This is a genomic window from Paraburkholderia sp. SARCC-3016 (genome assembly GCF_031119615.1).
Taxonomy (GTDB): Bacteria; Pseudomonadota; Gammaproteobacteria; order Burkholderiales; family Burkholderiaceae; genus Paraburkholderia.
The window spans coordinates 277319-304254 of record NZ_JAVHZD010000002.1 but is presented as its reverse complement, the minus strand read 5'-3'; the positions used below and the strand labels follow the sequence as shown (position 1 = coordinate 304254).

The following is a 26936-nucleotide window of genomic DNA, read 5'->3' as shown; positions in this document are numbered from 1 at the left end:
GCCATACAAATTCCGCGTGCGTACCTCGCACGCCCATCAAACAGGCGACAAGGAGTAGACAGTTGATTCAGCGCATCTCGCGGTTTTTCACGCAGGTCGTGCACCGCGTGCTTCCCGACCCTTTGATTTTCGCCATCTTCCTGACCATCGCGACCTTCGCGCTCGCGTTCGGCCTCACGCCGAAGCCGCCCGTCGAACTGATTTCGCTATGGGGCGCGGGCTTCTGGAATCTGCTCGCGTTCTCGATGCAGATGGCCATGATTCTCGTCACCGGCCACGCGCTCGCGAGCTCGGGCCCGATCAGGCGGATGCTGGTCGCGCTCGCGAACTCGGCCCGCACGCCGGGGCAGGGCGTGATGCTGGTCGCGTTCGTCGGCGCCGTGGCGTGCGCGATCAATTGGGGCTTCGGGCTCGTGCTCGGTGCGATGCTGTCGCGCGAAGTCGCGCGGCGCGTAAAGGGTACCGACTACCGGTTGCTCGTTGCGTGCGCGTATATGGGCTTTCTGACATGGCACGGCGGCCTGTCGGGATCCGTACCGCTCGTCGCCGCGACCAAAGGCAATCCGATGGAAAGGACCATCGGCCTGATCCCGGTGTCGCACACGATTTTCACCGGCTATAACGCGTTCATCACGTTTGGCCTCATCGTAATGTTGCCGATTCTCGCGCGTTTGATGATGCCGAAGCCTCAGGATGTGGTCGCGGTCGACCCGGCGTTGCTCGAAGAACCGCCGAGCGTCGAACGCAAGCTGCCCGCGAATGCGACGCTCGCCGAACGGCTCGAAGAAAGCCGTCTGCTCGCGATTCTCGTCGCGCTCGTCTGCTACGGCTTCCTCGTCGTGCGCACGGTAACGAAGGGCTTCACGCTCGATATCGACACGGTGAACCTCGTATTCCTCGCAACCGGCATGCTGCTGCACAAGACGCCGATGGCGTATGCGCGTGCGGTAGCCGCGGCGGCGCGCGGCGCCGCGGGCATCATGATCCAGTTTCCGTTCTATGCAGGGATTCAGGCGCTGATGGATCACTCGGGGCTCGCCGGCGTGATCACGAAATGGTTCGTCGATATCGCGAACGTCCACACGTTCCCGTTGCTCGCGTTCCTGAGCTCCGCCGTGATCAACTTCGCGGTGCCGAGCGGCGGCGGTCACTGGGTCGTGCAGGGGCCGTTCGTCATGCCGGCCGCGCAGGCGCTTGGCGCGGACCTCGGCAAGTCGGCGATGGCGATCGCGTACGGCGAGGCGTGGACCAACATGGCGCAGCCGTTCTGGGCACTGCCGGCGCTCGCGATTGCGGGCCTCGGTGTGCGCGACATCATGGGCTATTGCGTGACAGCGCTGCTGTTTTCGGGCGTGATTTTCGTCGCCGGCATGTATCTGTTCTAAAAGCCGGCGGCACCGGAACGCTTGCTGGCTCTCAAGCGTTCAGACGGCTCAAGGGCGCGTGCAACTCGATTGCACGCGCCTCGAACCAACCTCCATCAAGCCGGCTTTTTACGCATGAGCGTTGTCGGCGGCTCGTCTCCTCGCTCCGTTCCCCGCTTTATCTCGTGCCCCGTTCGGCAAGTACTCGCGCAACATCTTCCTTGAGCAGATAGACCGACACCGCGAGCAGCACCACGTCCTTCATCAGGAACGGCACGTTGCCGGCCATTGCAGGGAAGCCGCCGGCCGCCACGTCCCAGCCGTTAGGCATGAATGGAATGATCGTCACGGTGCCGACGAAGGTTGCGATCGAGCCCAGTGCGCCGAGCACGCCAATACGCTTGTTCCAGAAGCCGATAAACAGCAGCGCGCCGAAGAACCATTCGGATACGCCGAGAAACCAGCTGGCGCCGCGGATGCCGAATACCGGGTACAGCCAGAAAATCAGCGGTCCGTGGCTGATATACGGAATCAGCACCTGAGCTTCATACTGGAACCATTTCTGGTAACCAAAAAAGACGAAGATCAGCACCATCGACGCACGGACGACGTGATACGTAAAGTCCTGTTTCATGAGGCCCGTGCGGGCCAGATTGTTGATCAGCGTGTTCATCTGCATTCCTCGTTGCGTCGTTGACCGCTTAGTGATGGCTATACAGGTTGCCGAACGGCGGGCGCCCGTTCAATGCGGCGCTGCCGCTACGCGTACCGGACACGGAGCTGCCCGCAGCCGAACCGCCGTACGCGCTATCGGCGCCGGCCGCGGCGGCCGCGCGGTTGGCGACATAAACGGTGGCCGCATCCGGTTGCGCAGCCGGGTAGTGCACCTTGCTCGTCGGATACGTTCCGTTCTGTTCGGCCGCGATCAGCTCGGCACGCACTTGCGCGCGCGTGAGCGGCGCGACGTCGGAAGCACGAGCGGTAAACGGAGCCGCGAAGGTGGCGGCGACCAGCGAGGCGGCGATAAGAGCATGGTTCAGACGTTTCATGGCTAACACCTTTAAGAGAGTTTCCGTCGGCGACGGCATGGGTTGAACTTTAGAGGCGCGCACTTTCGGCGTGAATGGCACGGCGGCTCATGAAACTGCTCGATCGGATCACGGCCCGGCGTCAGCTCCGGCACGCGCTGCGCGAGGACTTTTCATGGAAACGTCGTGATTAATTGATTGATTAACGCTGGTGAAGTTAAAAGCGGGCGTGACTGATTCGATTTCCCGATAAAGCCGCTGCGCGCGAATCGATGTTCTCGTGCTGTTGCGATTCTGGACTCGGGCAGCGCCTGCGCCGCGTGTGCCCACACGCGCAATGCAAAGCGAAGACAACCATACGGAGAGTCGGCATGAACATCGATTTCCACTACGGGGTGATCTACATCACGACGCGGCTCGGCGGGCTGTCTGCGAAAGACGCGCAAACGGTCGCGCACGCGTGCCAGTACATCGACGACGCAACGACGCCGGGACTGCTGCGATTCGCGGGCGGCGAGCAGTTCGAACGCTTCGCGTCGGCGCACAAGCTGTTCGACTACGTGAACGTAGAGGACGAAATGAACCGGCTCGTCTGGACGCCGTTTCACTTCCTGCCCGCGGGCATCGGCGACACGCTCGAGCAACGCGCGGTTTGCCGGCCGGACAGCGAAGTCGCGCGCGAACTCGTGCGGCACGCGCTCGAGCGCCGCGGCGCGGACAATGCGCTGCACCGGCTCGGCACGACGCTGCACACCTATGTCGATACATGGGCGCACCAGGGATTCTCGGGCATCGAATCGGAGTACAACAAGGTCTCGCACCTCGAAGCGGATGATTGCTCGCGTGAAGACTGGCTCGAACGGTTCGAGCACTACACCGAACATCTGATCGACAAACTGCAATCCGACGTGCTCACGCGTGCGCTGCCGCTCGGGCATGGCGCCGCGTTGACCTACCCGGACCTGCCTTGGGCAAAATGGCACTACGTGAACGGCAAGGGCGAGACCGTGCAACGCGATAACCTGCCGCAATTCATGGAGGCTGCAGACATGGCTTGCCGCGTCGTGCAGGCATGGGCGGCGAACGCCGCCGATTTCTCCGGTCAGCCGGGCTTGCCGACCGCTGCGAAAACGGCGCTGCAGCAATTGCTCCAGAACAATACCGACCGGGACGAGCAGAAGCGCCTTGAAGTGATTCGCGATGCGGTGGCAGCCGGATCGATTCCCGGCATTCAGGAATCGATTCCGCACTACATCGCAAAAGGCCCGGGCTCATGGAAACACGTCGCGACCGGCATCAAGGCAAAGGACGACGGCGCGGTACAGCCGAAACACACGAAGACCTTCGAAAACAGCGACTATCGCAGGTTCCACGACGCCGTGAAGGAGCAACGCTTTGCGGTCGTACAGGAGATTTTGCCGGCACGCGGTTTGAGGCTTGCGTGATAGGGCAGGGTGCCTGCTGACGTGCAGGGACTCCGCTATCGACGATTCCCCGATCTCGGCGAATGGTTAGCGGCTCACGCGTTTGCTGCTAATGCGTGCTCATTCGTGAAACGGCAGCGAGTCCTGGCCTGCCGCGCGCATCTCGAACACATTGAGCGTCATCGCGACCAGCGCATAGTAGCCGAGCAGGCCGACAAGATTGATGACGACCGTATGGCCGAAGCGGTCGACTGCCTGCTGATAGGTGGCATCCGACACGCGTTTGAGTTCGTACAATTCGGTGGCGAACCGGTAGATCAGCTTGTCGTCTTCCTCGACGAATTTCGGTTCCAGGCCGATCCGGATGGCCTCGGCGACGTCCGCCGGCAGGCCCGCCTGCATGGCGATCGGGTAATGGATGAACCATTCGGCCTGCGCCTGCCAGCGCGCGGCCGTGACTAGAATCGCCAGTTCCGACAGGCGTAGCGGCAGTCCGGTCTGATAGCGGCAGAATGCGCCGAGACGCTGCGCATGTTGCGCGAGCTGCGGACTGAAAATCCAGCCGAGGAATGGGCCGTTGAGGTTGCCGCGCGGGCCGCCAAGAATGTCTTGAAGAACAGCCTTCTGTTCGTCGGTGGCCGTGGCGGCCTCGAATGGCGGAAGTCTTTGGCTCATGGTCGGGTAGAAGTGGTTAGAGGCGCAAGACCTAGCCGCGCGGTTTAGTCAGTTGTGCGGCGGTATCGGCAGCGCCCATCCGCGCGGCCGCGTCGGCGGCCGAATTGCCGCCTGCATCGCGCGCTTGCGGATTCGCGCCGCGCGAAATCAGCAGGTCGACTATGTCGGTGCGGTTGAACATCGCGGCCACCATCAATGCGGTGCGGCCGTCCGGCGACGCGCCTTCGACATCCGCGCCATGATCGAGCAGCAGTTCGATAATCGGTTTGAAGCCTTTGAACGCGGCGCCCGCGATGGGCGTCTGGCCGTTGTTGTTGCGCAGGTTCGGGTCGGCGCCGCGTTCGAGCAGCGTGCGCACTGCGTCCTCGTGGCCGTGATAAGCGGCAAGCATTACGAGGGTATCGCCCTTATCGTTGCGCAGATTCGGCGGCACGCCCTTTTCGATCACGGCGGCGAGCATTGCTGCATCGCCGCGCCGCGCGAGTTCGAATACCTCGTGTGCGAGTTCGATCAGTTGCGGATCGATTTCTTCGGATGGCTGCTGCGCTTGCGTCGGCTTCTGGGTGTCGGTCATCGCGGACTTATATGGACGCCTCCCGGCTTGCCAGGTGATGTTTGCGGGCTGGCGGACAGGATCAGGTTGCAGACTTATATCCGGCCTGTGACGCGGACGTGGAGTCCGCTGGCCCTGATGGAATATGCCGGGGAAGACCTCAACTCCTTGGAGTCCTCGAAGGACAGCCAGCGATTCAGGTTTGCCTTCCCCGCGGTCCGACCTGTTTTGCCATCACGCGTACATCTACCTGCGCAACCTATGAGCGATCCATCTCCTTTAGTGAATTGATCTTCTACGCGGCGTGAGCCACGTAACCTGGCTGATACATTCGCGCGTGGGCGAGCAACGCCCAGATCGTGCGTGCCATCCTGTTGGCCAGCGCGACGACGGCGACGTTAAACGGTCGTCGCGCCAGCAGTTGCTGCAATTGCGGGCTTGGCTGCTTGCCGCGCGTGAGTACCGAGCGCGCGCCGTGAATGAGCAAGGTGCGCAGATACACGTCACCACGTTTGCTGATGCCCAGCAGCCTGACGTGTCCTCCGGTGCCACTCTGTCGGGGCACCAGGCCCAGAAATGCCGCAAATTCACGCCCGGAGCGAAACGTGTGAGGCTCACCCATGGTGGCAATGGCGGCCGTTGCGCTGAGCAGGCCAACGCCGGGAATCTCCATGAGGCGTCTGGCCGCCTCGTCTTCATGCCTGTATTGCGTCAACCGGCGCTGGACCTGCGCGATGTCGTGCTCGAGCATCTGGATGCGCTGCAGCTGTTCGCGCAGCGTGTCGATCACGATTGCCGGCAGGGTATCGGCCAACCCGCCCAGAGCACGGGCCGCCTCAGCCATGCCGCGCGGCCCGGCGGGCACCACGGCACCGAACTCGTAAAGCAGGCCATACACCTGATTGCGCTGCATATTGCGCATCTTCATCAGTTGCTCACGTGCACGATGCAGGGCGAGCACACCTTGCTGTGCTTCGGTTTTGACAGCCACGAAGCGCATTGCCGGACGCTGCACCGCTTCCCAGATGGCCTGGGCATCGGCCGCGTCAGTCTTGTTGCGTTTCACAAAGGGGCGCACGAACGCGGGCGCAATGAGCCTGACCTGATGGCCCAGGCGCTGGAAGCAACGGGCCCAGTAGTGGGCGCTGCCGCAGGCTTCCATCGCGATGAGCGCGGACTGCTGCTTCGCGAAGAAAGTCACGAGCTGTTCGCGCCTGAATTGCCGCCGGTTGATTTCGCCTGTTTCCATGTTGACCCAATGCACCTGAAAGACCCGCTTTGCCAGGTCCACGCCAAATGTCGTAGTCTTCATTTCGAGCCCTCCTTACCCTCAGTGGTCGTCTCAACACCACCACTTTGGCACTCTGATGCCGTCGTCGGGTATAGCGAGGGCTCCGCTGTTTCTACAGCCTCTCTGACCCGACGCGGGAGGGAGGCGTCCATTCCATCTCCTCGTGATAGGGGCGGCGCCGGTGTGCGAAGCAGCATTGACCGGCATTCGGTGTGGGTCAAGCATAGCGCGGATCGTCTGGCGACGTAGGCAAACGGCGTGCGAAAACGCTAACGTAGGCCCGGAACATGCCGATCACAGCCGAAGCGGCGGAAATGCGGGTTGCCGCATTCGACACGTTCATCCTCGTGAGGGCAGCCGTCATGGCGACTGCCGACAGTCGGCATTTCGCTGCTGCCTGTGCCGCGCGCGTATGGTTGCGCGATGCCGCGCGCGTGCGGATGGTCAGCGACGAACTGCGTGCCCAGCTGCGCGACGGCCCGCTTTATCGCGTCGCCGATAACGCGCCGGCCAGCGCATTGGTCGACAAGCTCTCGGTCTCGCAGAACCTGAACGCATGCAACGGCTGCGAACTCGAGATCGGACGCAAGCTCGGAACCGAGCGCGTGGGCGTGTGCTGGGTGCAGAAGATCGGCAACCTGATCATCAACATCAACTTGGCGTGTCGAGGACGTGGCAAGCGGGAAGACGGTGTTTCAGCGAAATCATCGTGCGTCGCCGTCGCTCTTGCCGCGCTGCGCAGCAGCGTCGAACATCTGCTTGAGCTGTGCGCGCTGATCGTCGGTCAGATGATTGACGGAATGCGGCATTGCAAGCACGACATGCAGCCTCAGTTCGCCCTGGTTGCCCGACGCATCCGATAATCCATGCGCGGCCAAGCGAATCACACTGCCTTGCGCCGAGTTCGGCGGAATCGCAACGCGCAGGTTCCTCCCGAGCAGGTGCGTTTCCAATGCGCCGCCTAACGTTGCGGTGACGAAATCGACTTTCAGTTCGCTCGTCAGATTGAGTCCATCGCGCTCGATATCGGAGCCGCACAAAATGACGACCGAGAGCACGGCGTTGCCGGCCGCGCCGCCGTTTGCGCCGGGAAAGCCGCCGTCGGGCACCGTCACTTGCTGGCCGTCCCATGCGCCGGCCGGCACGGCGACCTGATCGGTTTTCCAGTAGCTTTCGGAGCCGGTGTTCTGGCAGGCGGCGCAGCGCTCGACGTTCGCGCGTCCGCTGCCGCCGCAACTGCCGCAGCGTGCGCCATGGGCCGATTTGCCTTGCCCATCGCAATCGCCACAAGGTCCGGCATTGAAGCGCGCACTCATTCCGCCACATTGCCGGCAAGGCGCGGTTATCTGGTAACCGCTCGGCACGTGGCCGCCGTTCAAGGCAATGTCGAGCGGCACATAGAGCTTGTCGTGACGGTTCGCGCCGCGCATCGGCGGCCGGTCTTCACTGGACCGGTATGCCTGCCAGCGGTCCGACGTCGTGGACCAGGGTTTGCTGTTCGTGTCGCGCTCGCTCGTACGCGGCGACTGCGGTTGCGGCGGACGCGCCTGCGCATGGCGGCTTTCTTTCGGCGTGGCGGAAGCCCCATGCGCCGCGGGCGCGCGTGCACCGGTCAAGACTTCGAATGCTTCCTGAATGCGCTTGAATACGGGCTCGACGTTCGATTCGCTGCCTTTGTTGAGGTCGGGATGGTACTTTGCGCGCAGGCGCCGATACGCCTTCTTGATCTCTTCAGGCGAAGCGGTTTCAGGCAGATTCAGCCGCTTGTAGTATTCCCCGATGCTCACGCGTTTTATCCGTCGTCTTTGCAAGCCGCAAGTCTATCAAGTGATGCGATTTCGGCGAGGCGAAAATTTTTCGGGCGTCGGGTAACGACGGTAAGGCCGGCGCGGTCTGACATGTCGTCGCAGTCGACGTGTACGACGCGGGAACTCCGCTTTGCGCGACGTTTCTCACCGATACTCATGTGTCAACGCAGCCCGAATGCGCGGCTGCCGCCAACGGTAAGGAGTCTTGCAATGACGGATCTGACAGGCAAGGTCGCGCTTGTGACGGGTGCAAGCCGCGGCATCGGCAAGGCGATTGCGCTTGCGTATGGACGATGCGGGATGTCGGTTGCGCTCACGTATAAGGACGCTGCGCAGCCCGCGCGCGAAACGGTCGCGCAGATCGAAGCGAACGGTGCGAAGGCGATCGCGATTCAGGTCGACGTGAGCGACGCGGCAGGCGTCAGGAATATGGTGGATCGTGCGCGCGACGCATTCGGCAAGATTGACGTGCTCGTCAACAATGCGGGCATCGGCCATGCGAAACCGTGGCAGCAGCTAGCGCCCGACGATTGGCACACGACCATCGCCACGAACCTTACGTCGGCGTTTCTTGCGTCGCAGGAAGTCGCGCCTGAAATGGTGTCGCGCGGCTGGGGGCGTTTGATTATGCTATCGTCGGTGGCCGCGCAGACGGGCGGCGTAATCGGTCCGCACTATGCAGCATCGAAGGCAGGCATGATCGGGCTCGCGCACAGCTATGCGACGCTTCTCGCGAAAACGGGCGTCACGTCGAATGCAATTGCGCCGGCACTGATCGAGACCGACATGGTCGCCGGCAATCCGAACATCAGAAGGGATGTGATTCCGGTCGGCCGCCTCGGCGGCGTCGATGAAGTCGCCGACATCGCCGTGCTGCTTGCGAACAACGGCTATATGAACGGCCAGACCATCAATGTGAACGGTGGCTGGTATATGAGCAGCTAGAGAAATGGGCCATCCTCCTTTACAACCGGGCTGGATCGATGCGCCGCATCGGCACGCGGCGCTCGGCCGTTTTGCGCTCGAATCCGGCGAGAGCATCGACGATCTTCGAGTTTCGTATGTCGTGCACGGCGATCCCGACGACCGGTCGAAACCCGTGATTCTCGGTCTATGCGCGATCGGCAGCACGCATCATCGGCTCGATTTCCTGATCGGCGCGGGCCGTGCGTTCGATCCGTCGCGCTTCACGATCGTCGTGGTCGACGCGCTCGGCAATGGACTGTCGAGTTCGCCGTCCAATTCGGCGACGCAGCCGCGCAGCCGCTTCCCGCGCTTTACGATCGGCGACATGGTGTCGAGCCAGAAGCGTCTGCTCGAACATCTGCGCATCGATGCGTTGCATACGGTTGCGGGCGCATCGATGGGCGGCATGCAAGCGTTGCAGTGGGGTGTGCAGTTTGCCGGCCTCATGTCGCATATCGTCGCGTTGGTGCCGATGGCGAAGACAGCGCCGTGGGCGCAGGCGATGAACCACGCAGGCCGGCTCGCGCTCGCGAACGCCAATCCGGAAATGGCGCGCGGCGGCGCTGCGACCGACTGGTCGGCCTGGGTCGGCGTGATGCACGTATTCGCAAACCGCACGCCGCAGCGCTTTGCAAGCGACGCCGCACAAGCCGGTAGCGTGGACGCGTGGCTCCAGCAGCGCGCGCAGTGGTGGAGCGCACAACAATACGATCCGCTCGACTGGACGTACCAGTCATGGGCCTATGACGCGCACGACGTCGGGAATACGCCGGGATTCGGCGGCGACACCGCGCGAGCGCTCGCATCGATTACCGCTCGCACGATGATCGGCGTGCCGCGGCTCGATCTTTACAATCCTGTCGAAGATGGCGAATGGGCGGCGCACCAGATTCCCGGCAGCACCCTGCTAAGGTTGCCCTACGACAGCGGCCACATGGCGGCGTCGGAGGCGGACCCGGCTGCCGCGCAGTTTCTGAACGTGGAGATCGGGCGCTTTATCGCCGAGGCGTAGCGGGTTTGGCCACGAAGACCTGCTGCGATCGCGCGCAAGCGCGCCTCATTGCCTGTTTACAACACTGTGCGCGAGTTCCTGGACAGGCCGTTGCCGGCCTGGTAACCTGGCGTCTGTGCAATGTGCAGGCAGACGGAGGACCACCATGGCAGCCATTTCTCATTCGCGCGAATCGAACGCCGCGGCGCGCTATATGCAAGCGACGCGCAACGTCGAACAGGCGTTTCGCCTCGTGCGCGGCGAAGCCGAGGGCGAACCGGCGATCAGCCATTCGGATGCGGTATCGCGCCTCGAGCGTGCGCTCGAGGAGTTGACCGAAGCGGAACAGCTGTTCGATTCGCTGACGCGCGGCGCGCGCAGCGCGCATTGAGCCACGCGTCGGGGCTTATCCGATCGCGTTGAGAACGCGCCCAAAGAAACCGTCGGCGGCAGCCGGATTCAGCCAGCGCACGATAACCGCCATCCGGCGCTCGGGTTCGATCCATGTAAATGAGCTGCCCGCACCGACACCGAAATAGCTCGACGCCGGCACGCTCGGGAAAATCTTTCTATCGGTGTTGAGCCAGACGAGATATCCATAGAACGGCGCGATTGCACAGGGCGTACGCATTCGCGCAATCCATTCGCTCGACAGCACGCGCCGGCCGTTCGCAACTCCATCGTCGAGCAGCATTTGCGCAACCTTCAACTGATCGTTCGCGCTGACCGACATGCCGCCGCCCCAGTGCGTACCGCCCGGTACCGATTGCATGCGCCGGCCGTCAATCTCGATCCATGCGTTGTCGTAACCGACCCATTGCCAGTTTTCGCTCGCGCCGGCGGGCCGCATGATCGCGTCGCGAAACACGTCCGGCAGCGGTTGCCTGAACAGATGCAGCAACGCGAGCGAAAGCTGATTGATACGCACGTCGTTGTATTCCCAGTACGTGCCGGGATGCCGCAGCGGACGCAGGTCGCCTTTCTTGCCGTCGGGCGGCGCGGCAAAGTTCACGGTGCGAAAGTGATCGGCCTGATCCGATAAGCCGAAATACGTGCCTTGCCATTCGCTCGTCTGTTGCAGCAGGTGCGCCCATGTCACCGGCGCATTGTGCTCGTCGTCGAAGCCGATGCCGGGTACCCGGACGCGCACCGGTTCGTCGACGTCGGGCAACAGGCCGCGGTCGTGCGCAAGGCCGGCGAGCAACGCGAGATACATTTTCGCGACGCTGAACGTCAGGTCGGGCCGATCCGGTTCGCCCCATGAGACGAGAACGCGGCCGTCCACTGCGATCGCGCCGGAAGCCGGTCCGCGGTCGTGCACCGGACCGAGCAGCCTGTTCCATGGCGGCGGGTCGTTCACGTGCACGCCCCAGTTGCCGGTCACATGACGGTCCCAGAGCGATTCGTTTTCCACGGCGAATTGCACGGCTTGCTGCAAAGCGTGTTGCATGAATACTTCCTGCTGTCAGGTCGATGAAAGTGGGCGGCTGGCAGGCCCTATCAAATCTTTAGCGAACCTTGAGGCGCGCGCGTGCCCATCCAAGCGTGAAGAGACTGATGATTGCCGCGAGCATCAGATATAAGCCCGGTGCGAGATTATTGCCCGTCGCCGCAATGAGGCTTGCGACGGCCAGCGGCGTGAACCCGCCGAACATGGTGGTACCGATGTTATAACCGAGCGCCATTCCCGTGGTTCGCGTGCGGGTCGGAAACAGTTCGGACATCAGCGCGGGAATCGGCGCAAAGTAGGTCGCTTTCAGCAGCGCGATCCAGATCACGGCCACGAGCAAAGTGGGCAGCGACGGATGCGCATTCAGAAACATGAACGCGGGATAAATGGTCGCGAGAAACAGCGTGCCGGCGCCGAGCATGATCCGCGTGCGGCCGACCCGGTCGGACCAATGCCCGACGAGCGGCGTCAGCACCATCACGATGCCGCCTGCGATCAGTGTGGCGATGAAACCCGACGATGCGGCAAGCCCCAGTTGCCGCGACGCATAGGTCGGCAGATAGAGCAGCATGTAGTTGGCGGTCGTCGTCAGCACGAGCGAGCCGATCGACACGAGCACGCGCGCCTTTTGCGTGGCCAACAGTTCTCGAACCGGCGACGCGGCTTTTTCGGCGCGCTCGAATTCGGGCGTTTCGTCGATGCGCCGGCGAATATACAGACCGACCGGACCGATCAGCATGCCGAACAGAAACGGTATGCGCCAGCCCCAGCTGTTCAGATCGTCGGGCGCGAGCGTACCGGTCAGCACCGCGCCGAAGGCGGACGCGAGCAGCGTGCTCGCACCCTGGCTCGAGAACTGCCAGCTCGCCATGAATCCTTTACGCTCCGGCGCGTGTTCGATCAGAAAGGCCGTGGAACTGCCGAACTCGCCGCCTGCCGAGAAGCCTTGCAGAAGACGCGAAACAAATATGCCGAACGGCGCGAACAGTCCGATCGCGTCATACGACGGCATCAACGCGACCATGCCGGTGCCGAGCGTCATCATGCTAATCGACAGTGTCAACGATGCCTTGCGGCCTTTGCGATCGCTGAACGAGCCGAGCGCAAGCGCGCCGATTGGCCGCGCCAGATACGAGAGCGCAAAGGTGCCGAGCGTCAGCAGCAACGACACGGTTTTATCGTGCACGGGAAAAAACTGATGCGAGAGGATCGTCGCGAAGTAGCCGTAGACGATCAGATCGAAGAACTCGAGCGCATTGCCGATCGAGGTCGCGACGATCAGGCGCGACACACTCGCGCGCGATACGGGTGCGGCGAGCGAGCCCGCCGTCGTGGTGGAGTCGAGGCGCATTGGCGATGTCCTTACGCGACGTTCAGCGGTTCAGGAAAGGGCGGAACTGGAGGTGTGTCGGCCGGCGGCATCGGCGCTATCGGGGCGTCCCGCGCCGAGATCCCAGAAGAGCGCCGCCATGATCTGCAGTGCTTCGCGCGCGACGGGGCCAAGCAGATGTTCGTTCGGCGCATGCTGCGAGCAACCGGGGTAGGAGTGCGGCACCCACAGCGTCGGCATGCCGAGCACGTGAGCGAAGACGTCGTTCGGCAGCGTGCCGCCGAGATTCGGCAGCAGCGCGGGTTGCGTGCCGGTCGTTTCGCGGATCGAGCGCAATGCCCATTGCACCCATGCGTTTTCGGGATCGACGCGCGTGGCCGGGACGCCGCGTTCGACGTCGAGTTCGACCTGCGTAAAGCCATGCTCGTCGAGATGGCGACGCACGATCGACTCGAGGTTCTGCCAGTCGGTGCCGACCACGAAGCGCAATTGCATATGCGCAAAAGCGGAAGGCGGTATCGCATTGACCGGCTTGTCCGGGTTGCCGGTGCGAAATGCAAGCACTTCGAGGCTGTTCCAGCCGAATACACGTTCGGTCGGCGTGAGCGTTGGTTCGCCGTAGTCGGCATCGATCGCGGGCTCGCCCGGATAGCCGCCGACTTCGATATCGGCGAGCGCGCGGCGCACCGAATCGGTAATCGGCGGCGGACGCAGGCCTTCGACGAGAATGCGGCCCTGCGCATCGACCATCGACGCGATCGCGTTCGCGAGCGTCACGCCCGGATTGCGCAGCAGTCCGCCCCAGTTGCCCGAATGATGACCGCCGTCGCGCAGCGTGACGTCGAGCCTGAAATTCACGAGACCGCGCGAACCGAGAAATACAGTCGGCCGGTGCGCGCTGACGCGCGGACCGTCTGACGCGATCAGCACATCGGCGCGCAATTCGTCGCGCAACTGCTCGCAGAGTGCGTGCAGGCCGGGGGAACCGACTTCCTCGCCGGTCTCGTAGAGCAGTTTCACATTGAAGCCGAGCCGCCCGCCGCGTACTTTGAGCGCGGCCTGCAGCGCGGCGAGATTGATGCTGTGCTGCCCTTTGTTGTCGGCGGTGCCGCGGCCGTACCAGCGATCGCCGTCCACTGTGATGCGCCATGGTGCGAGGCCCTCATGCCATTGCGCGTCGTAGCCGCGCACGACGTCGCCGTGTCCGTAAGTCAGCACGGTGGGCAACGTATCGCTTTCATGGCGGTGCGCGACCAGAAACGGTCCGGCGCCTTTCACCGGGTTCCCGACGATGCGCGATGTGAAACCGCACACTTTGAGCAGCGGCGCGATCTGATCGGCAAGATAAGCGCGAAGTCGGTCCGCGCTGTCCGCTTCCTGGCTTTCGGTGCGCGCGGCGACGCGGCGCCCGAGGTCTTCGAGAAAGCGGCCCGAATCGTAATGTTCGGCTGCCGATTGAATCGCGATATCACGTGTCAATGTTGCTCTCCGATGAGCGCCGCAGCGGCGAATGGGGCGGCATACGGCGTTCGTGCATCACCCATGACGCGATCCTGGCGTGGACGATATTTATGGACAATTACAATATTTGGCACGTATCGTTGCCGAAACGGCAAAGCCATCCAACCATGCCGAAACGGCAAAGCAACCGTCTGGCGATATGGACAACACTGCACTGCGTTACTTTCTCGAAGTGGCACGCAGCGGTTCGCTGAGCAAGGCATCCGAGCGTCTGTACGTAGCGGTGTCCGCATTGAGCCGGCAGATTGCGAAGCTCGAAGAGGAAGTCGACGCGGTGCTGTTCGAGCGGCATCCGCGCGGCATGGTGCTAAGCGATGCGGGGCGTCTGCTTGCCGAACATGCACAGCGCAGTCTGCTCGATGCGGAGCGCGTCGCCGAAGAGATTCGCGGGCTTTCCAACGGCGGCCGCGCGACGATACGCGTGGCAAGCTCCGAAGGCGTGGCGCCGCATTTCTTGCCGCAAGTCTTCGCGCGCTTTCTGAAGACACATCGCGCCACGCATTTCCAGCTCGATGTATCCGCGCCGTCCGTTGCGACGCAGCGCGTGCGCGAGGGCGCCTCCGATATCGCCGTCTGTTTCAGCGTTGCGCCGGAGAAAGACATTCACGTGCTGTATTCGCAGCGCGCACCGATCTACGCGCTCGTCAGAAGCGATCATCCGCTCGGCGCGCGCGAATCGGTATCGCTTGCCGATCTCGCCGCGTGGCCGCTTGCGATCGACCATCAGGGCGTGACGATCCGGCAGCTCTTCGATATTGCGTGCAGCCTCGAGGGGCTCGTCTTCGACCCCGTGTTCGTGAGCAACTATCACGCCGCGCTGCAAAGCTTCGTGCGGCAGACCGATGCGTTCACCCTGACCGGGTATGTGACGGTGCGCAGCCGGCTGAAGGCAGATGGACTCGCGGCAGTGCCGATCGTCAATGCGGAATTGCATCAGCGCACGCTTCAGGTGCAAACGATGGCGGGACGCACCCTGCCGCAAACGATGCAGGCGTTCATCGAACTGCTGACGGGCGCGATTCATAACCCGGCGTCGCTCGATTGAGGTGCTTCTCGACACGCGCTGAAATTTGCCGATGGTGCCGATGGTGCCGATGGTGCCGATGGAGCTGCGAGGCTCACACGATCCAGTTTTGCTATCACCCCATCCAATACCCGGATTGTTCCCGCATTGCGTACCGCTTTATATTGCTTGAACCGGAATGAACCATAACCCGGCAATAACGATAGCGGTGCGCGCGCAAGCTGCGCGCCGACCAGGAGCGCATGATGAATCAGATCGATCTGGAGGGCCGCGTCGTTGTCATCACCGGCGGTGCGCGCGGCATCGGCTACGCGGTCGCGCAGCGCGCGCTGCGCTCGGGCGCGCAAGTGGCGCTGTGGGACATCGATAGCGAGCGCCTCGAGCGCAGCAAAAACGAACTCGAAGCACTCGGCACCGTCTCGACGGCCACGGTCGAACTGACCGACGAAGCGTCGATCGACAAGGCGGTCGCCGCAACCGTCGCCGTGCATGGCGCGATTCATGTGCTCATCAATTGCGCGGGCATCACCGGCGGCAACGGCACGTTGTGGCAACTCGCGCCGGACGTGTGGCGCCGCGTGATCGACGTCAACCTGATCGGCCCGTACCTCACGTGCCGCGCGATCGTGCCGCTCATGATCGAACAGAACTACGGACGCATCGTCAATATCGCTTCGGTAGCGGGCAAGGAAGGCAATCCGAACGCGTCGCACTACAGCGCCTCGAAGGCCGGATTGATCGGCCTGACGAAATCGCTCGGCAAGGAACTCGCTACGAAAAACGTTCTCGTGAACGCGGTCACCCCCGCGGCCGCGAAGACCGAAATCTTCGATTCAATGAAGCAGGAACACATCGACTACATGCTGTCGAAAATTCCGATGAACCGCTTCCTGCTGCCCGAGGAAGCGGCGTCGATGATTCTCTGGCTGTCGTCGGAAGACTGCGCGTTCAGCACCGGTTCGGTCTTCGACCTGTCCGGCGGGCGCGCGACTTACTGAGCGGCGCTGCCGAACGGTTCGAGCCGGCTTTCTTTCACGCGCGCTTCGCTATGCACGACCGTCCGCGGACGACCGGTTGCGCGCACCGCCGTATAACGGCACAAGCACAAAACATAACGGAGCCTACTGACATGGCGATGCCCACTATCCGGCACGTGCGTGCCTTCGTCGTTCGCGGCGGCGGCGCCGACTATCACGATCAGGCCGGTGGACACTGGATCGACGATCACATTGCGACGCCGATGGCGCGCTACCCCGAATACCGGCAAAGCCGGCAATCATTCGGCATCAACGTGCTCGGCACGCTCGTCGTCGAGATCGAGGCGAGCGACGGTACGGTCGGCTTCGCGGTGACGACGGGCGGCGAGATCGGCGCGTTTATCGTCGAGCGGCATCTCGCGCGTTTCCTCGAAGGCCAGCTTGTGACCGATATCGAGAAGATGTGGGATCAGATGTATTTCTCGACGCTCTATTACGGCCGCAAAGGCATCGTGCTCAATACGATCTCGGGCGTCGATCTCGCGTTGTGGGATCTGCTCGCGAAAGTGCGCAAAGAACCGGTGTACCAGCTATTGGGCGGACCGGTGCGCGACGAGCTGCAGTTCTATGCGACCGGCGCGCGGCCCGATCTCGCGAAAGACATGGGGTTTATCGGCGGCAAGATGCCGTTGCAGCACGGTCCCGCGGAAGGCGAGGCGGGCTTCAGACAGAACATCGAGCGCCTTGCCGATATGCGCAACCGCGTCGGCGACGACTTCTGGCTTATGTACGACTGCTGGATGAGCCTCGACGTCAACTATGCGACGAAGCTGGCGAAAGCGGCGCACGAATACGGGCTCAAATGGGTCGAGGAAGCGTTGCCGCCCGACGACTACTGGGGTTACGCCGAACTGCGCCGCAACGTTCCGCGCGGCATGATGGTGTCCACCGGCGAACATGAAGCGACGCGCTGGGGCTTCCGGATGCTGCTGGAAATGCAGTGCTGCGATCTGATCCAGCCCGATGTCGGCTGGTGCGGCGGCATCACCGAGCTGATCAAGATTTCGGCGCTTGCCGATGCGCATAACGTGCTGGTCGTGCCGCATGGGTCGTCGGTGTACAGCTATCACTTCGTGGTGACGCGCCATAACTCGCCGTTCTCCGAGTTCCTGATGATGGCGCCGAAGGCCGATGAGGTCGTGCCGATGTTCACGCCGCTGCTGCTCGACGAGCCGGTGCCGGTGAATGGCCGGTTGAAGGTGCCGGACGCGCCGGGTTTCGGCGTGCGGTTGAATCCGGAATGCGCGCTTGCGCGACCTTATTCGCGCTAAAAGCGCCGCACTACAAGCGCCGCACTGAGGCCAACGCATCAAGAGCACTGACGCAACAAGTCGGTCAAACAAGGGAGACAGTTGTGCTGCTGAAAGACAAGGCCGTGATCGTCACGGGCGGCTCGCGCGGCATTGGCCGTGCGATCGCGGTGGCGTGCGCGAAGGATGGCGCGGATGTTGCGATCAATTACTGGGGCGACAACGATGCGTCGTACAACCGCCGCTCGGCGGTCGCGGAAGTGGTCGACGAAATCAAGGCCCTCGGCCGTCGCGTGATCGCGGTCGAAGGCAACGTCGCCGATCGCGCGACGGGACCGGAACTCGTGCGCCGCACGGTCGAAGCATTCGGCAAGGTCGACGTGCTCGCGAGCAACGCGGGCATCTGTCCGTTTCACGCGTTTCTCGACATGCCGGCCGACGTGCTCAAGTCGGAGGCCAAGCGGTCTTAGGAAGACAAAACATTCTACCAACTCCTTGGCTCACAGAACGACATGGCTACGATCCGACTTGGGCGGTGCGATCGTCGCGACGAGTTCGATCAGCGCGCTTGTCGGCGGCGGCATGCAGACGCACTACACGCCGACGAAGGCCGGCGTCCATTCGCTGATGCAGTCGTGCGCGATCGCGCTCGGACCGTACGGCATTCGCTGCAATTCGGTGATGCCCGGCACGATCGCCACGGACCTCAACGCGCAAGACCTCGCCGACGAAGCGAAGAAAGCGTACTTCGCAAAGCGCATTCCGCTCGGGCGCCTCGGTCTCCCCGACGATGTCGCCGATTGCGTCGTGTTTCTCGCGTCGGATCGGGCGCGCTATGTGACGGGCGCAGCGTTGCTCGTCGACGGCGGCCTGTTCGTGAACCTGCAATGAAGCGGGTTCGATCGGGCCGACCTGTGCGGCAACGCGGCGTTTGCGGTTTTGCGTCGTTCAATGAACCGGGGCGGTCTTGCGCGCCGCCCGGCTTGCCGGCGCTGTGTCGCCGGCAGCGGACGCAGCGCGCTTGAGCGTGAGCGAATGCTGACGCAGCAATTCGATAAAGCGCACGGCCGGCTCGGCGAGCGGCTCTTCCTTGCGCGTCAGAATGCCGAAGCCCGCCAGGCTCTTGCCGATTTCGACCGGCAACGCGACGAGCAGTTTGCCGCGCATGTGATCGCGTACGACCGATTCCGGCAGCATCGCCACCGCATCGTAGTTTTCGAGCAGTTGCAGCGTCGCGAAGATCGACGCGCATTCGGTGAGGTTCGCGGGGGTCGTCAAGCCTGCGCGTGCGAGCTCTTCTTCGAACAGCACACGCGCGGGGCTCGTGATCGGCTGCGCGACCCATGGCCAGCCGATGACTTCGGGCAGCGAGAGCGCCGCACGCGTTGCAAGCGGATGCACGGCGCGCACGACGAGCAGCAGCGTTTCGTTCGCGAGCGGTTCGAAGCTGAAATCGTTGTGCTGCAGCGGATGGGTAAGGCGCCCGAGCGCGAGGTCGACTTCGCGGCGGTGCAGCAACTGCACGACCTGATCGCTGGTTTCGCCGAGGATGCAGACGTTGAGCAGCGGCCGCTCCGTCTTCAGCGTCGCGACGGCCATCGCGAGCAGATCGGGTGCCGCACCCATGATCGCGCCCACGGTGAGCTGACCGTGGCCGCCCTTGCGCTTGACTTCGAGGTCGTCGGCGAAACGCGTGAGTTCGGCGAGAGCCCGGCGCGCATAGGCGAGCGTGACGACGCCGAGCGGCGTCGGCTGCATGCCGCGCGCATTGCGTTCGAACAGCAGAAAGCCGAGCGCTTCCTCGATATCGCCGAGCATGCGGCTCGCGCTCGGCTGCGCGACATTGATTGCGTCGGCGGCCTGATGGACGTTGCGCGTGTCGTCGAGTGCGACGAGCAACGCAAGGTGTTTGAACTTGAGCCGGTTGACGAGGGCGACGGTGGCGGCGTTCTGGCTCATGGGATGTCCGATTCGGTTTCGGTATCGCCCTATCCGAACAACGGATTGAGAGGCTATCGACGCCCGAATTATAGTCGTTGCATATGCGCGGCCGCTGCGCAAATGCTGGGATTGCATGGCGGACATCATGCAGACGGCGCCGGATCACAGACCGCTGCAACAGCCGCTTTCGCGCGTATTCCGTCTGCAGAGCGCGGACCCGCATTGCACTACCCGATGAATCGACGACGCTCAACGCATAAAGGACGCTCCATGCAAGTGGTCGACCCGCATATTCATCTGTGGGACCTGAAAACGCATCATTACCCGTGGCTGGCGAACCCGGGCGTCTCGTTCGTCGGCGATGCGCGCGCTTTGCAGCATGACTATCTGCTTGCCGATCTGCTCGAGGATGTGCAGCCCGTCGACGTATTGAAAGTGGTGCACGTCGAGGCGAATCACGATCCGGCGGATCCGGTCGAAGAAACGCGCTGGCTGCAGCAGGTGGCCGATAACCGTTCATCGCGCCGCATGCCGAACGGCATTGTCGCCGGTGTCGATCTTTGCGCGCCGAACGCGGCGCAAGTGCTCGAAGCGCACGCCGCATTCGCGAACACGCGCGGCGTGCGGCAGATTCTGAACGTGCATGAAAACAAGCTGTACGACTATATCGGCCGGCATCTGATGCGCGATGCGACGTGGCGCGCGAATTTCGCGCTGCTGCGGCGCCATCGGATGTCGTTCGATATGCAGCTGTACCCGTCGCAAATGGAAGATGCCGCCGCGCTGGCGCGCGAACACGCGGATACGCAGTTCATCGTCAATCACACCGGCATGTTCGTCGATCGCGATAGCGTAGCGGGCTATCGCGCATGGCGCGACGGAATGCGCAAGCTTGCGGGCTGCGCAAACGTCGCGGTGAAGATCAGCGGCCTGGCGATGTTCGATCACCGCTGGACTGCCGAGAGCTTGCGCCCTTATGTGCTGGAAACGATCGATGCTTTCGGCGTCGAGCGAGCGATGTTTGCCTCGAATTTTCCGGTCGACCGGCAATTCGGTTCGTATGCGGATTTGTGGAACGCGTATGCGGCGATCGTCGGCGGCGTGAGCGACGCCGAAAAAGCCGCGCTGTTCGTGCGTAATGCCGAGCGCGTGTATCGCATCTGACGTGGGAGTTTTGACGGCGCCTCATAAAACACCGAGGCAACCGTAACGATGCGGCACACAAACGAGGCCGCTTGCTGGAGGAGACACGCAGTGCAGCAACACACCGACGCGGTGCCGAGGCTGGAACTGAAGCGCGCGAGTAAATCATTCGGGCGCGTTCGTGCGCTCGCCGACGGCGCGCTCGTCCTATGGCCCGGAGAAGTGCATGCGCTGCTCGGCGAGAATGGCGCGGGCAAGTCGACGCTCGTCAAGATTCTCGCGGGCGTACACCAGCCCGACACCGGCGAGCTTTATATCGACGGCGCGCCGCGGCACTTCGCGACGCCGGCCGACGCGCGCGATGCGGGCCTCGCCGTCATCTATCAGGAGCCGACGCTGTTCTTCGATCTGTCGATTGCGGAGAACATCTATATGGGGCGCCAGCCGGTGGACCGCGTCGGCCGCATTCGCTACGACGCGATGCGCGACGAAGTGAACGGCCTGCTTGCGTCGCTCGGCGTCGATCTGCGCGCGGATCAACTCGTGCGCGGGCTTTCCATCGCGGACCAGCAGGTTATCGAAATCGCGAAGGCATTGTCGCTGAACGCGCGCGTGCTGATCATGGACGAGCCGACAGCGGCACTCTCATTGCCCGAAGTCGAGCGGCTCTTTGCGATCGTACGCAAGCTGCGCGAACGCGACGTGGCGGTTCTGTTCATTACGCACCGGCTCGACGAAGTATTTGCATTGACGCAGCACGTCACGATCATGCGCGACGGCGCAAAAGTATTCGACGCGCCGACCTCGGCGCTGACCACCGATCAGATCGTCGCGAAGATGGTGGGTCGCGATCTCGAGACCTTCTACCCGAAAGCAGACGTCGCGCCCGGTGAAGTGCGGCTCGCGGTGCGTAACCTGACGCGCACGGGCGTGTTCAAGGACATCTGCTTCGAAGTTCGCGCGGGCGAAATCGTCGCGCTGGCGGGGCTTGTCGGCGCCGGGCGCAGCGAAGTTGCGCGCGCGATCTTCGGTATCGATCCCTACGATGCGGGCGAGGTCCGACTCGGCGGCAAGCGGCTTGCGCCAAGGCGGCCCGCGGCGGCCGTGCGCGCGGGGCTCGCGCTCGTGCCGGAGGACCGCCGTCAGCAAGGGCTCGCGCTCGATCTGAGCATCGCGCGCAATGCGTCGATGACGGTGCTGGGACGCCTCGTTCGGCATGGGCTGATTTTCTCGCGCAGTGAGACGGCGCTGGCCGCGCATTGGGGCAAGCGGTTGCGCCTCAAGGCCGGGGACACTGGCGCGGCAGCGGGCACGCTGTCCGGCGGCAACCAGCAGAAAGTCGTGCTCGGCAAATGGCTCGCGACGAATCCGAACGTGCTGATCATCGACGAACCGACGCGCGGCATCGACGTCGGCGCGAAGGCCGAAGTGTACGGCGCGCTGTCGGAACTCGTGCAGAACGGTATGGCCGTGCTGATGATTTCGAGCGAACTGCCCGAAGTGCTCGGCATGGCCGACCGCGTGCTCGTGATGCACGAGGGGCGCATCAGCGCCGAAATCGCGCGCGCCGATGCGAGCGAGGAACGGATCATGAGCGCGGCGCTCGGCCAAAGCACTGCACAGTGGGGGCACGCGGCATGATGCGCCATTCATCGACCCAGGCCGCGCCGGTCCGCACGCCGGCCGAAATGCGCGCCGCGCCGCGCGCGGGCGGCGTCGTCGGTGCGCTCGCGAAAAGCCGCGAAACGACGCTGTTTTTCGTGCTGCTGTTGCTGATCGTCGGCACCGCGCTCGCGCAGCCGCAATTCCTGAATCTGCAAAACCTGCGGGATGTCCTGCTCAATGTATCGATCATCAGCTTGCTAACCGCCGGGATGACCGTTGTGATCCTGATGCGCCATATCGATCTGTCGGTCGGCTCGACAGTCGGCATCAGCGCGTATGCGGTCGGGAGCCTGTACGTGGCATTCCCGCATATGCCGGTCGTGGCCGCGCTCGCGGCGGGGCTGGCGATCGGTCTCGTTGCAGGCGGCATCAATGCGCTGCTCGTCGCGGCCGGGCGCGTGCCTTCGCTCGTGGCGACTCTATCGACGCTTTATATTTTCCGCGGCGCCGACTACGCATGGGTGCATGGCGGGCAAATCAACGCCACGAATTTGCCCGATGCGTTTTCCCGGCTCGCGACCGGCGTGGCATTCGGCATTCCGACGCTTGCGCTGATTGCCGCCGCGGTGCTGATCGCGCTCGGCGTTTATCTGAAGCATTTTCGCGGCGGTCGCGAACACTATGCGATCGGCTCGAATCCGGAGGCGGCGCGGCTCGCGGGTGTGAACGTCGAGCGCCGCGTGATGTCGGGCTTTCTCTTGTCGGGCGCCATCGCGGGTTTTGCGGGTGCGCTGTGGCTTGCGCGTTTCGGCACCGTCGATGCGAGCACGGCAAAAGGCATCGAATTGCAGGTCGTCGCGGCGGCAGTGGTCGGCAGTGTCGCGATCACCGGCGGCGTCGGCACGATACTCGGCGCGACGCTCGGCGCGCTCGTGCTCGGCGTGATCAGCATCGCACTGGTCGTGCTGCATGTGTCGCCGTTCTGGGAGCAGGCCATCGAAGGCGCGCTGATCGTCGCTGCGATCACCGTCGATACCTTGCTGGCCCGCTCTGTCGCCAAACGCATGATGAGGAGACGCGATCATGGCTAAACCCGATTCCGCGCTGCTTACGCGCAAGCGGCAAACGCCGCTGCGCTGGGAGACGCTGCTCGTGATCGTGCTCGCGCTGTCGCTGCTGCTTGGACGCGTGCTGTCGCCAGTGTTTCTGACCGGTGCGAATCTGTCGAACGTGCTCGCCGATCTGACCGAGATCGCGTTGATGGCGCTGCCGATGACGCTGATTATCGTCGCCGCCGAAATCGACCTGTCGGTCGCATCGGTGCTCGGCGCATCGAGCGCATTGATGGGGGTGCTGTGGCATATGGGCTTGCCGATGCCCGCGGTCATCGCGCTCGTGCTGCTGTTCGGCATGCTTGCCGGACTATCGAACGGGCTCGTCATCGTGAAGCTGAACCTGCCGTCGCTGGCGGTGACGATCGGCACGCTCGCGCTGTTTCGCGGTCTTGCCTATGTACTGCTCGGCGATCGGGCGGTCGCGGATTTTCCCGCAGGCTACACCGCGTTTGGCATGGATACGCTCGGCGAGACGTTTATTCCGCTGCCGTTCGTGATCGTCATCGTCTGCGCGGTGCTGTTTACGGTGCTGCTGCAGGCTACCGCGTTCGGCCGCTGTCTCTATGCGATCGGCGCGAACCCGACGGCCGCCGCCTTTTCCGGTATCGAAGTCGCGAAGATCCGGCTCACCGCCTTTGTGCTGTCGGGCGCGATGAGCGCACTGGCCGGCGTCGTCTATACGTTGCGCTTTACGAGCGCGCGCGGCGATAACGGTGAAGGCTTCGAGCTTTCCGTTATCGCGGCGGTGCTGTTCGGCGGCGTGAGCATATTCGGCGGACGCGGGTCGATGATCGGCGTGCTGCTGTCGCTGCTGATCATCGGCGTGCTGAAGAATGCACTGACGCTCGACGACGTGTCGAGCGAAACGCTGACCATCGTGACCGGTGCGTTGCTGCTTGCATCGGTGCTGATTCCGAATCTCGTGGCGCGCTGGCGTGCGATGCGCGACCGGCGTTTTCTTGCGAAGTCAGCGGCTTCGCAAACTGCCGGATAGGGGAGCGTAGTAACCGATATCGACAACCCGGGCCTTAACGGTCCGCTCATTCCAGCGAGGAGACAGAAAAATGGATCAACCTTTGCGGTATGCGAAACATGCGGCGAAAACCGCGGTATCCGCGGCGCTGCTATGCGCGGCGATGCTTGGCGTCGCGAGCGCCGCGCACGCGGCCGACGTCAGGAGCGGCTTGAAGATCGCTTTCGTTCCGAAGCAGATCAATAACCCGTACGAAGTGATCGCCGACGACGGCGGCATGGCGGCCATCAAGGAATTCAAGGGCGACGGCAAGGTGGTCGGCCCGTCGGATGCGGGCGCTTCATCGCAGGTTTCGTACATCAACACGTTGATCACGCAACGGCAGAACGCCATCGTGATTGCCGCAAACGACGCAAACGCGCTTGTGCCGTATCTGAAGAAGGCGATGTCGCAAGGTATCAAGGTCGTCACGTTCGATTCGGACACGGCGCCCGACGGACGCCAGCTGTTCGTGAACCAGGCGAACGCGGAGAGCATCGGGCGCGGGCAGATCCAGCTCGTGTCGAAGCTGATGGGCGGCGAAGGGGAATTCGCGATCCTTTCGGCAACGCCGAACGCGACGAATCAGAACACGTGGATCAAATGGATGCAGGACGAGCTGAAAAAGCCCGAGTATTCGAAGATGAAGCTCGTGAAGATCGCCTACGGCAACGACGACGACCAGAAGTCGTTCGTCGAGACGCAAGGTCTGCTGCAGGCGTATCCGAACCTGAAGGCGATCGTCGCGCCGACTTCGGTTGGCATTGCCGCGGCCGCGCGTTATATCTCGACCTCGTCGAGCAAGGGCAAGGTTGCGGTGACAGGTCTCGGCACGCCGAACCAGATGCGCGCGTTCGTGAAGAACGGCACGGTCAAGGCGTTCCAGTTGTGGGATCCGGGTCAACTCGGCTATCTCGCTGCGTATGCCGCGGCGAACCTTGCATCGGGCACGATCAGCGGCAAGGAAGGCGAATCGTTCGAAGCGGGCAAGCTCGGCAAGCGCACGATCGGCGCGAACGGCGAGATCATTCTCGGGCCGCCGACCACGTTCGACGCGAGCAATATCGACCAGTTCAACTTCTGATGTCGGCGGCAGCCCGAGCGCACACTGGTTACCGGTTGGACGCTGCTGTAAAAGATGAGCCGCGCAGGTCTCCTGCGCGGCTTTTCTATTGTATGAGCCGGTTTGCCTGAACGAAGCGGATCATCTCCGCGTTCGTTTCGATGCCGAGCTTGCGCATCGCTTTGCTCTTTTGCGTCGCGACCGTGGAGATCGAGCGGTGCAGCCGCACCGCGATTTCCGTGAGGGAGAGGCCGGCGCCATAGAGGCGAATGACTTCGAATTCCCTTGGCGTCAGCGAAGGGCGCACGACGGGTTCGGGCATCGTCGCATGCGGACCGCGAAGAATGTCCTGCACGCCGGCCGACCGGTACCGCTGCCGATGTACCGCGACGTCGAGCACCGCTTCCATGAATACGCCGATGCTCTCGGACTTCGTCACGATGCCCGCGATGCCGATCTGATCGAGTTCGCGCACGATGTCGCGATTGCGAACCATCGTGAACACCATGATCGGTATGCCCGGATGGAGCCGTTTGAGACGCCGTACGAGATGCAATCCGTCGCCGTCGATCTGCTCGCTGGGCATCAGCAGATCGGTGACGATCAGATCCCATGCGCCGCTGTGCAGCGCTTCGAGCAGTTCGGCACCCGAAGCTACGCTCGCAGCGATATGCATGCCAGGGATCTGGGCGAATGCCGCGGCGGCCGCGTGACGGATCACCGGATGATCGTCGGCGATGGCGATGCGAAGCTCGCGTGAAATGGGGGAATTCGAAGGGGCGCACATGCTCGATGCGGTGCGTGACCGCGGCTTTCTTAACGCGGCGATTCTAGCGTTCGATCGCTGCTTGTACAGCGAAGTGACGATATTTTACGGATCGCAGATCAAGAATCGAAGAAATCCTATAGATCGGCGCATTTGCATTGCTGATACTTCAGCCCGTCCGGAACACCTTCCGAAGGAAGTTTTCCGGATGGTCGTACTTATCCATTCTGAGGTTAAAAACATGCAAAAAATCGAACGCAGTGCACTGACTCAAGCGAATCTTGCCGGGGGTTGCAACAAGCATGGTTCGTCCGTGGCCAAGGCGACGACCGTCGTCATCGTGAAGGTGGGCAGTTGATCATGCAAAAAATCGAGCGCAACGCATTGGCTGTCGCCGGTGTTGCAGGCGGCGCCAACAAAGGCCCTTCGACGTCCGCTTCATCGACATCGGTGGTGATGGTGCAGGTGGCGGGATCGTCGTCTTCGTCGTCGTCTCAACCGGCGAAGCATTGAGCCGGTAGGCACTGTTCGGGACGGGCGCATCGCCGCGGCGGACTGTACGGGTTCGCCGCGGCAACA

General features: G+C 63.0%; 26 protein-coding genes and 2 pseudogenes. 17 read left to right on the top strand and 11 right to left on the bottom strand.

Annotated elements, in window-relative coordinates; translation table 11 throughout:
• Window positions 1-62 precede the first annotated feature (62 nt).
• A complete protein-coding gene (locus QYH69_RS03745; protein ID WP_308830562.1) occupies window positions 63-1385 on the top strand; it encodes a TIGR00366 family protein in 1323 nt (440 codons plus the stop codon).
• A gap of 157 nt (window positions 1386-1542) precedes the next feature.
• Here the strand turns inward: QYH69_RS03745 and QYH69_RS03740 are convergent, their stop codons facing one another.
• Both QYH69_RS03740 and QYH69_RS03735 read right to left on the bottom strand, forming a co-directional pair.
• Window positions 1543-2037 (bottom strand): DUF417 family protein, encoded by a 495-nt coding sequence (locus QYH69_RS03740; protein ID WP_308830561.1) that lies wholly within the window; start codon window positions 2035-2037, stop codon window positions 1543-1545.
• 28 nt (window positions 2038-2065) lie between these two features.
• Window positions 2066-2413, bottom strand: coding sequence for a DUF4148 domain-containing protein (locus tag QYH69_RS03735; protein WP_308830560.1), 348 nt, complete (start codon window positions 2411-2413; stop codon window positions 2066-2068).
• A gap of 350 nt (window positions 2414-2763) precedes the next feature.
• On the opposite strand from QYH69_RS03735, the gene QYH69_RS03730 reads away from it, so the two are divergent.
• The gene (locus QYH69_RS03730) at window positions 2764-3837 is read left to right on the top strand and encodes a DUF6765 family protein (protein WP_308830559.1); all 1074 of its coding nucleotides are present in this window, start codon (window positions 2764-2766) and stop codon (window positions 3835-3837) included.
• Window positions 3838-3936: 99 nt separating this feature from the next.
• Here the strand turns inward: QYH69_RS03730 and QYH69_RS03725 are convergent, their stop codons facing one another.
• The 3 genes from QYH69_RS03725 to QYH69_RS03715 form a co-directional block, all read right to left on the bottom strand.
• Window positions 3937-4491: a carboxymuconolactone decarboxylase family protein gene (locus QYH69_RS03725; RefSeq protein WP_308830558.1), complete on the bottom strand. Its 555-nt coding sequence runs from the start codon at window positions 4489-4491 to the stop codon at window positions 3937-3939.
• Between the two features lie 31 nt (window positions 4492-4522).
• Window positions 4523-5065 (bottom strand): ankyrin repeat domain-containing protein, encoded by a 543-nt coding sequence (locus QYH69_RS03720; protein ID WP_308830557.1) that lies wholly within the window; start codon window positions 5063-5065, stop codon window positions 4523-4525.
• A gap of 274 nt (window positions 5066-5339) precedes the next feature.
• Complete coding sequence (locus tag QYH69_RS03715; RefSeq protein WP_308830556.1) at window positions 5340-6356, bottom strand: IS110 family transposase; 1017 nt, start codon at window positions 6354-6356, stop codon at window positions 5340-5342.
• A 266-nt stretch (window positions 6357-6622) separates the two neighbouring features.
• On the opposite strand from QYH69_RS03715, the pseudogene QYH69_RS03710 reads away from it, so the two are divergent.
• Window positions 6623-6943, top strand: a pseudogene (locus tag QYH69_RS03710) (DUF2380 domain-containing protein); the annotation flags it as partial.
• A gap of 96 nt (window positions 6944-7039) precedes the next feature.
• Here QYH69_RS03710 and QYH69_RS03705 read toward each other — a convergent pair.
• Window positions 7040-8122: a DnaJ C-terminal domain-containing protein gene (locus QYH69_RS03705; protein ID WP_308830555.1), complete on the bottom strand. Its 1083-nt coding sequence runs from the start codon at window positions 8120-8122 to the stop codon at window positions 7040-7042.
• 231 nt (window positions 8123-8353) lie between these two features.
• Between QYH69_RS03705 and QYH69_RS03700 the strand changes: the two genes are divergently transcribed.
• From QYH69_RS03700 to QYH69_RS03690, 3 genes are all read left to right on the top strand, one after another.
• A complete protein-coding gene (locus QYH69_RS03700) occupies window positions 8354-9088 on the top strand; it encodes a 3-oxoacyl-ACP reductase family protein (RefSeq protein WP_308830554.1) in 735 nt (244 codons plus the stop codon).
• 4 nt (window positions 9089-9092) lie between these two features.
• On the top strand, window positions 9093-10121 hold the full coding sequence (locus tag QYH69_RS03695) for an alpha/beta fold hydrolase (RefSeq protein WP_308830553.1): 1029 nt from the start codon (window positions 9093-9095) through the stop codon (window positions 10119-10121).
• 145 nt (window positions 10122-10266) lie between these two features.
• Entirely contained in the window at window positions 10267-10491 is a 225-nt protein-coding gene (locus QYH69_RS03690) for a hypothetical protein (protein ID WP_075160951.1), read from the top strand.
• A 15-nt stretch (window positions 10492-10506) separates the two neighbouring features.
• Here the strand turns inward: QYH69_RS03690 and QYH69_RS03685 are convergent, their stop codons facing one another.
• From QYH69_RS03685 to QYH69_RS03675, 3 genes are read right to left on the bottom strand one after another with little or no spacing between them, the layout of a single operon-like run.
• Window positions 10507-11550: a serine hydrolase gene (locus QYH69_RS03685; RefSeq protein ID WP_308830552.1), complete on the bottom strand. Its 1044-nt coding sequence runs from the start codon at window positions 11548-11550 to the stop codon at window positions 10507-10509.
• Window positions 11551-11608: 58 nt separating this feature from the next.
• Window positions 11609-12901, bottom strand: a complete 1293-nt coding sequence (locus QYH69_RS03680) for an MFS transporter (RefSeq protein ID WP_308830551.1) — start codon at window positions 12899-12901, stop codon at window positions 11609-11611.
• A gap of 30 nt (window positions 12902-12931) precedes the next feature.
• The gene (locus tag QYH69_RS03675) at window positions 12932-14359 is read right to left on the bottom strand and encodes a M20 family metallopeptidase (protein WP_308830550.1); all 1428 of its coding nucleotides are present in this window, start codon (window positions 14357-14359) and stop codon (window positions 12932-12934) included.
• A 181-nt stretch (window positions 14360-14540) separates the two neighbouring features.
• On the opposite strand from QYH69_RS03675, the gene QYH69_RS03670 reads away from it, so the two are divergent.
• From QYH69_RS03670 to QYH69_RS03655, 4 genes and pseudogenes are all read left to right on the top strand, one after another.
• Entirely contained in the window at window positions 14541-15446 is a 906-nt protein-coding gene (locus tag QYH69_RS03670) for a LysR family transcriptional regulator (protein ID WP_308830549.1), read from the top strand.
• Between the two features lie 224 nt (window positions 15447-15670).
• Window positions 15671-16423 carry an SDR family NAD(P)-dependent oxidoreductase gene (locus tag QYH69_RS03665; protein WP_308830633.1) on the top strand — a complete coding sequence of 251 codons (753 nt, stop codon included), beginning with the start codon at window positions 15671-15673 and terminating at the stop codon, window positions 16421-16423.
• 131 nt (window positions 16424-16554) lie between these two features.
• Window positions 16555-17733, top strand: coding sequence for an L-rhamnonate dehydratase (gene rhmD, locus QYH69_RS03660; protein ID WP_308830548.1), 1179 nt, complete (start codon window positions 16555-16557; stop codon window positions 17731-17733).
• Window positions 17734-17816: 83 nt separating this feature from the next.
• Window positions 17817-18603: pseudogene (locus QYH69_RS03655) on the top strand (SDR family NAD(P)-dependent oxidoreductase).
• A gap of 57 nt (window positions 18604-18660) precedes the next feature.
• Here the strand turns inward: QYH69_RS03655 and QYH69_RS03650 are convergent.
• Window positions 18661-19671, bottom strand: a complete 1011-nt coding sequence (locus QYH69_RS03650) for a LysR family transcriptional regulator (RefSeq protein ID WP_308830547.1) — start codon at window positions 19669-19671, stop codon at window positions 18661-18663.
• 252 nt (window positions 19672-19923) lie between these two features.
• Between QYH69_RS03650 and QYH69_RS03645 the strand changes: the two genes are divergently transcribed.
• The 5 genes from QYH69_RS03645 to rhaS all read left to right on the top strand — a co-directional run bounded on the left by QYH69_RS03645 (window position 19924) and on the right by rhaS (window position 25612).
• Window positions 19924-20817, top strand: a complete 894-nt coding sequence (locus QYH69_RS03645) for an amidohydrolase family protein (protein ID WP_308830546.1) — start codon at window positions 19924-19926, stop codon at window positions 20815-20817.
• 90 nt (window positions 20818-20907) lie between these two features.
• A complete protein-coding gene (locus QYH69_RS03640) occupies window positions 20908-22437 on the top strand; it encodes a sugar ABC transporter ATP-binding protein (protein ID WP_308830545.1) in 1530 nt (509 codons plus the stop codon).
• On the top strand, window positions 22434-23492 hold the full coding sequence (locus QYH69_RS03635; RefSeq protein ID WP_308830544.1) for an ABC transporter permease: 1059 nt from the start codon (window positions 22434-22436) through the stop codon (window positions 23490-23492). Before QYH69_RS03640 ends, QYH69_RS03635 begins: the two co-directional genes overlap by 4 nt.
• Window positions 23485-24510 (top strand): ABC transporter permease, encoded by a 1026-nt coding sequence (locus QYH69_RS03630; protein ID WP_308830543.1) that lies wholly within the window; start codon window positions 23485-23487, stop codon window positions 24508-24510. Before QYH69_RS03635 ends, QYH69_RS03630 begins: the two co-directional genes overlap by 8 nt.
• 70 nt (window positions 24511-24580) lie before the next feature.
• Window positions 24581-25612 carry a rhamnose ABC transporter substrate-binding protein gene (gene rhaS, locus QYH69_RS03625; protein WP_308830542.1) on the top strand — a complete coding sequence of 344 codons (1032 nt, stop codon included), beginning with the start codon at window positions 24581-24583 and terminating at the stop codon, window positions 25610-25612.
• Between the two features lie 85 nt (window positions 25613-25697).
• Here the strand turns inward: rhaS and QYH69_RS03620 are convergent, their stop codons facing one another.
• Window positions 25698-26378, bottom strand: coding sequence for a response regulator transcription factor (locus tag QYH69_RS03620; protein WP_308830541.1), 681 nt, complete (start codon window positions 26376-26378; stop codon window positions 25698-25700).
• Here QYH69_RS03620 and QYH69_RS03615 point away from each other — a divergent pair.
• Window positions 26377-26715 carry a hypothetical protein gene (locus QYH69_RS03615; protein WP_308830540.1) on the top strand — a complete coding sequence of 113 codons (339 nt, stop codon included), beginning with the start codon at window positions 26377-26379 and terminating at the stop codon, window positions 26713-26715. The genes QYH69_RS03620 and QYH69_RS03615 overlap by 2 nt on opposite strands.
• A gap of 2 nt (window positions 26716-26717) precedes the next feature.
• Window positions 26718-26870 carry a hypothetical protein gene (locus QYH69_RS03610; RefSeq protein ID WP_308830539.1) on the top strand — a complete coding sequence of 51 codons (153 nt, stop codon included), beginning with the start codon at window positions 26718-26720 and terminating at the stop codon, window positions 26868-26870.
• Window positions 26871-26936: the final 66 nt, after the last annotated feature.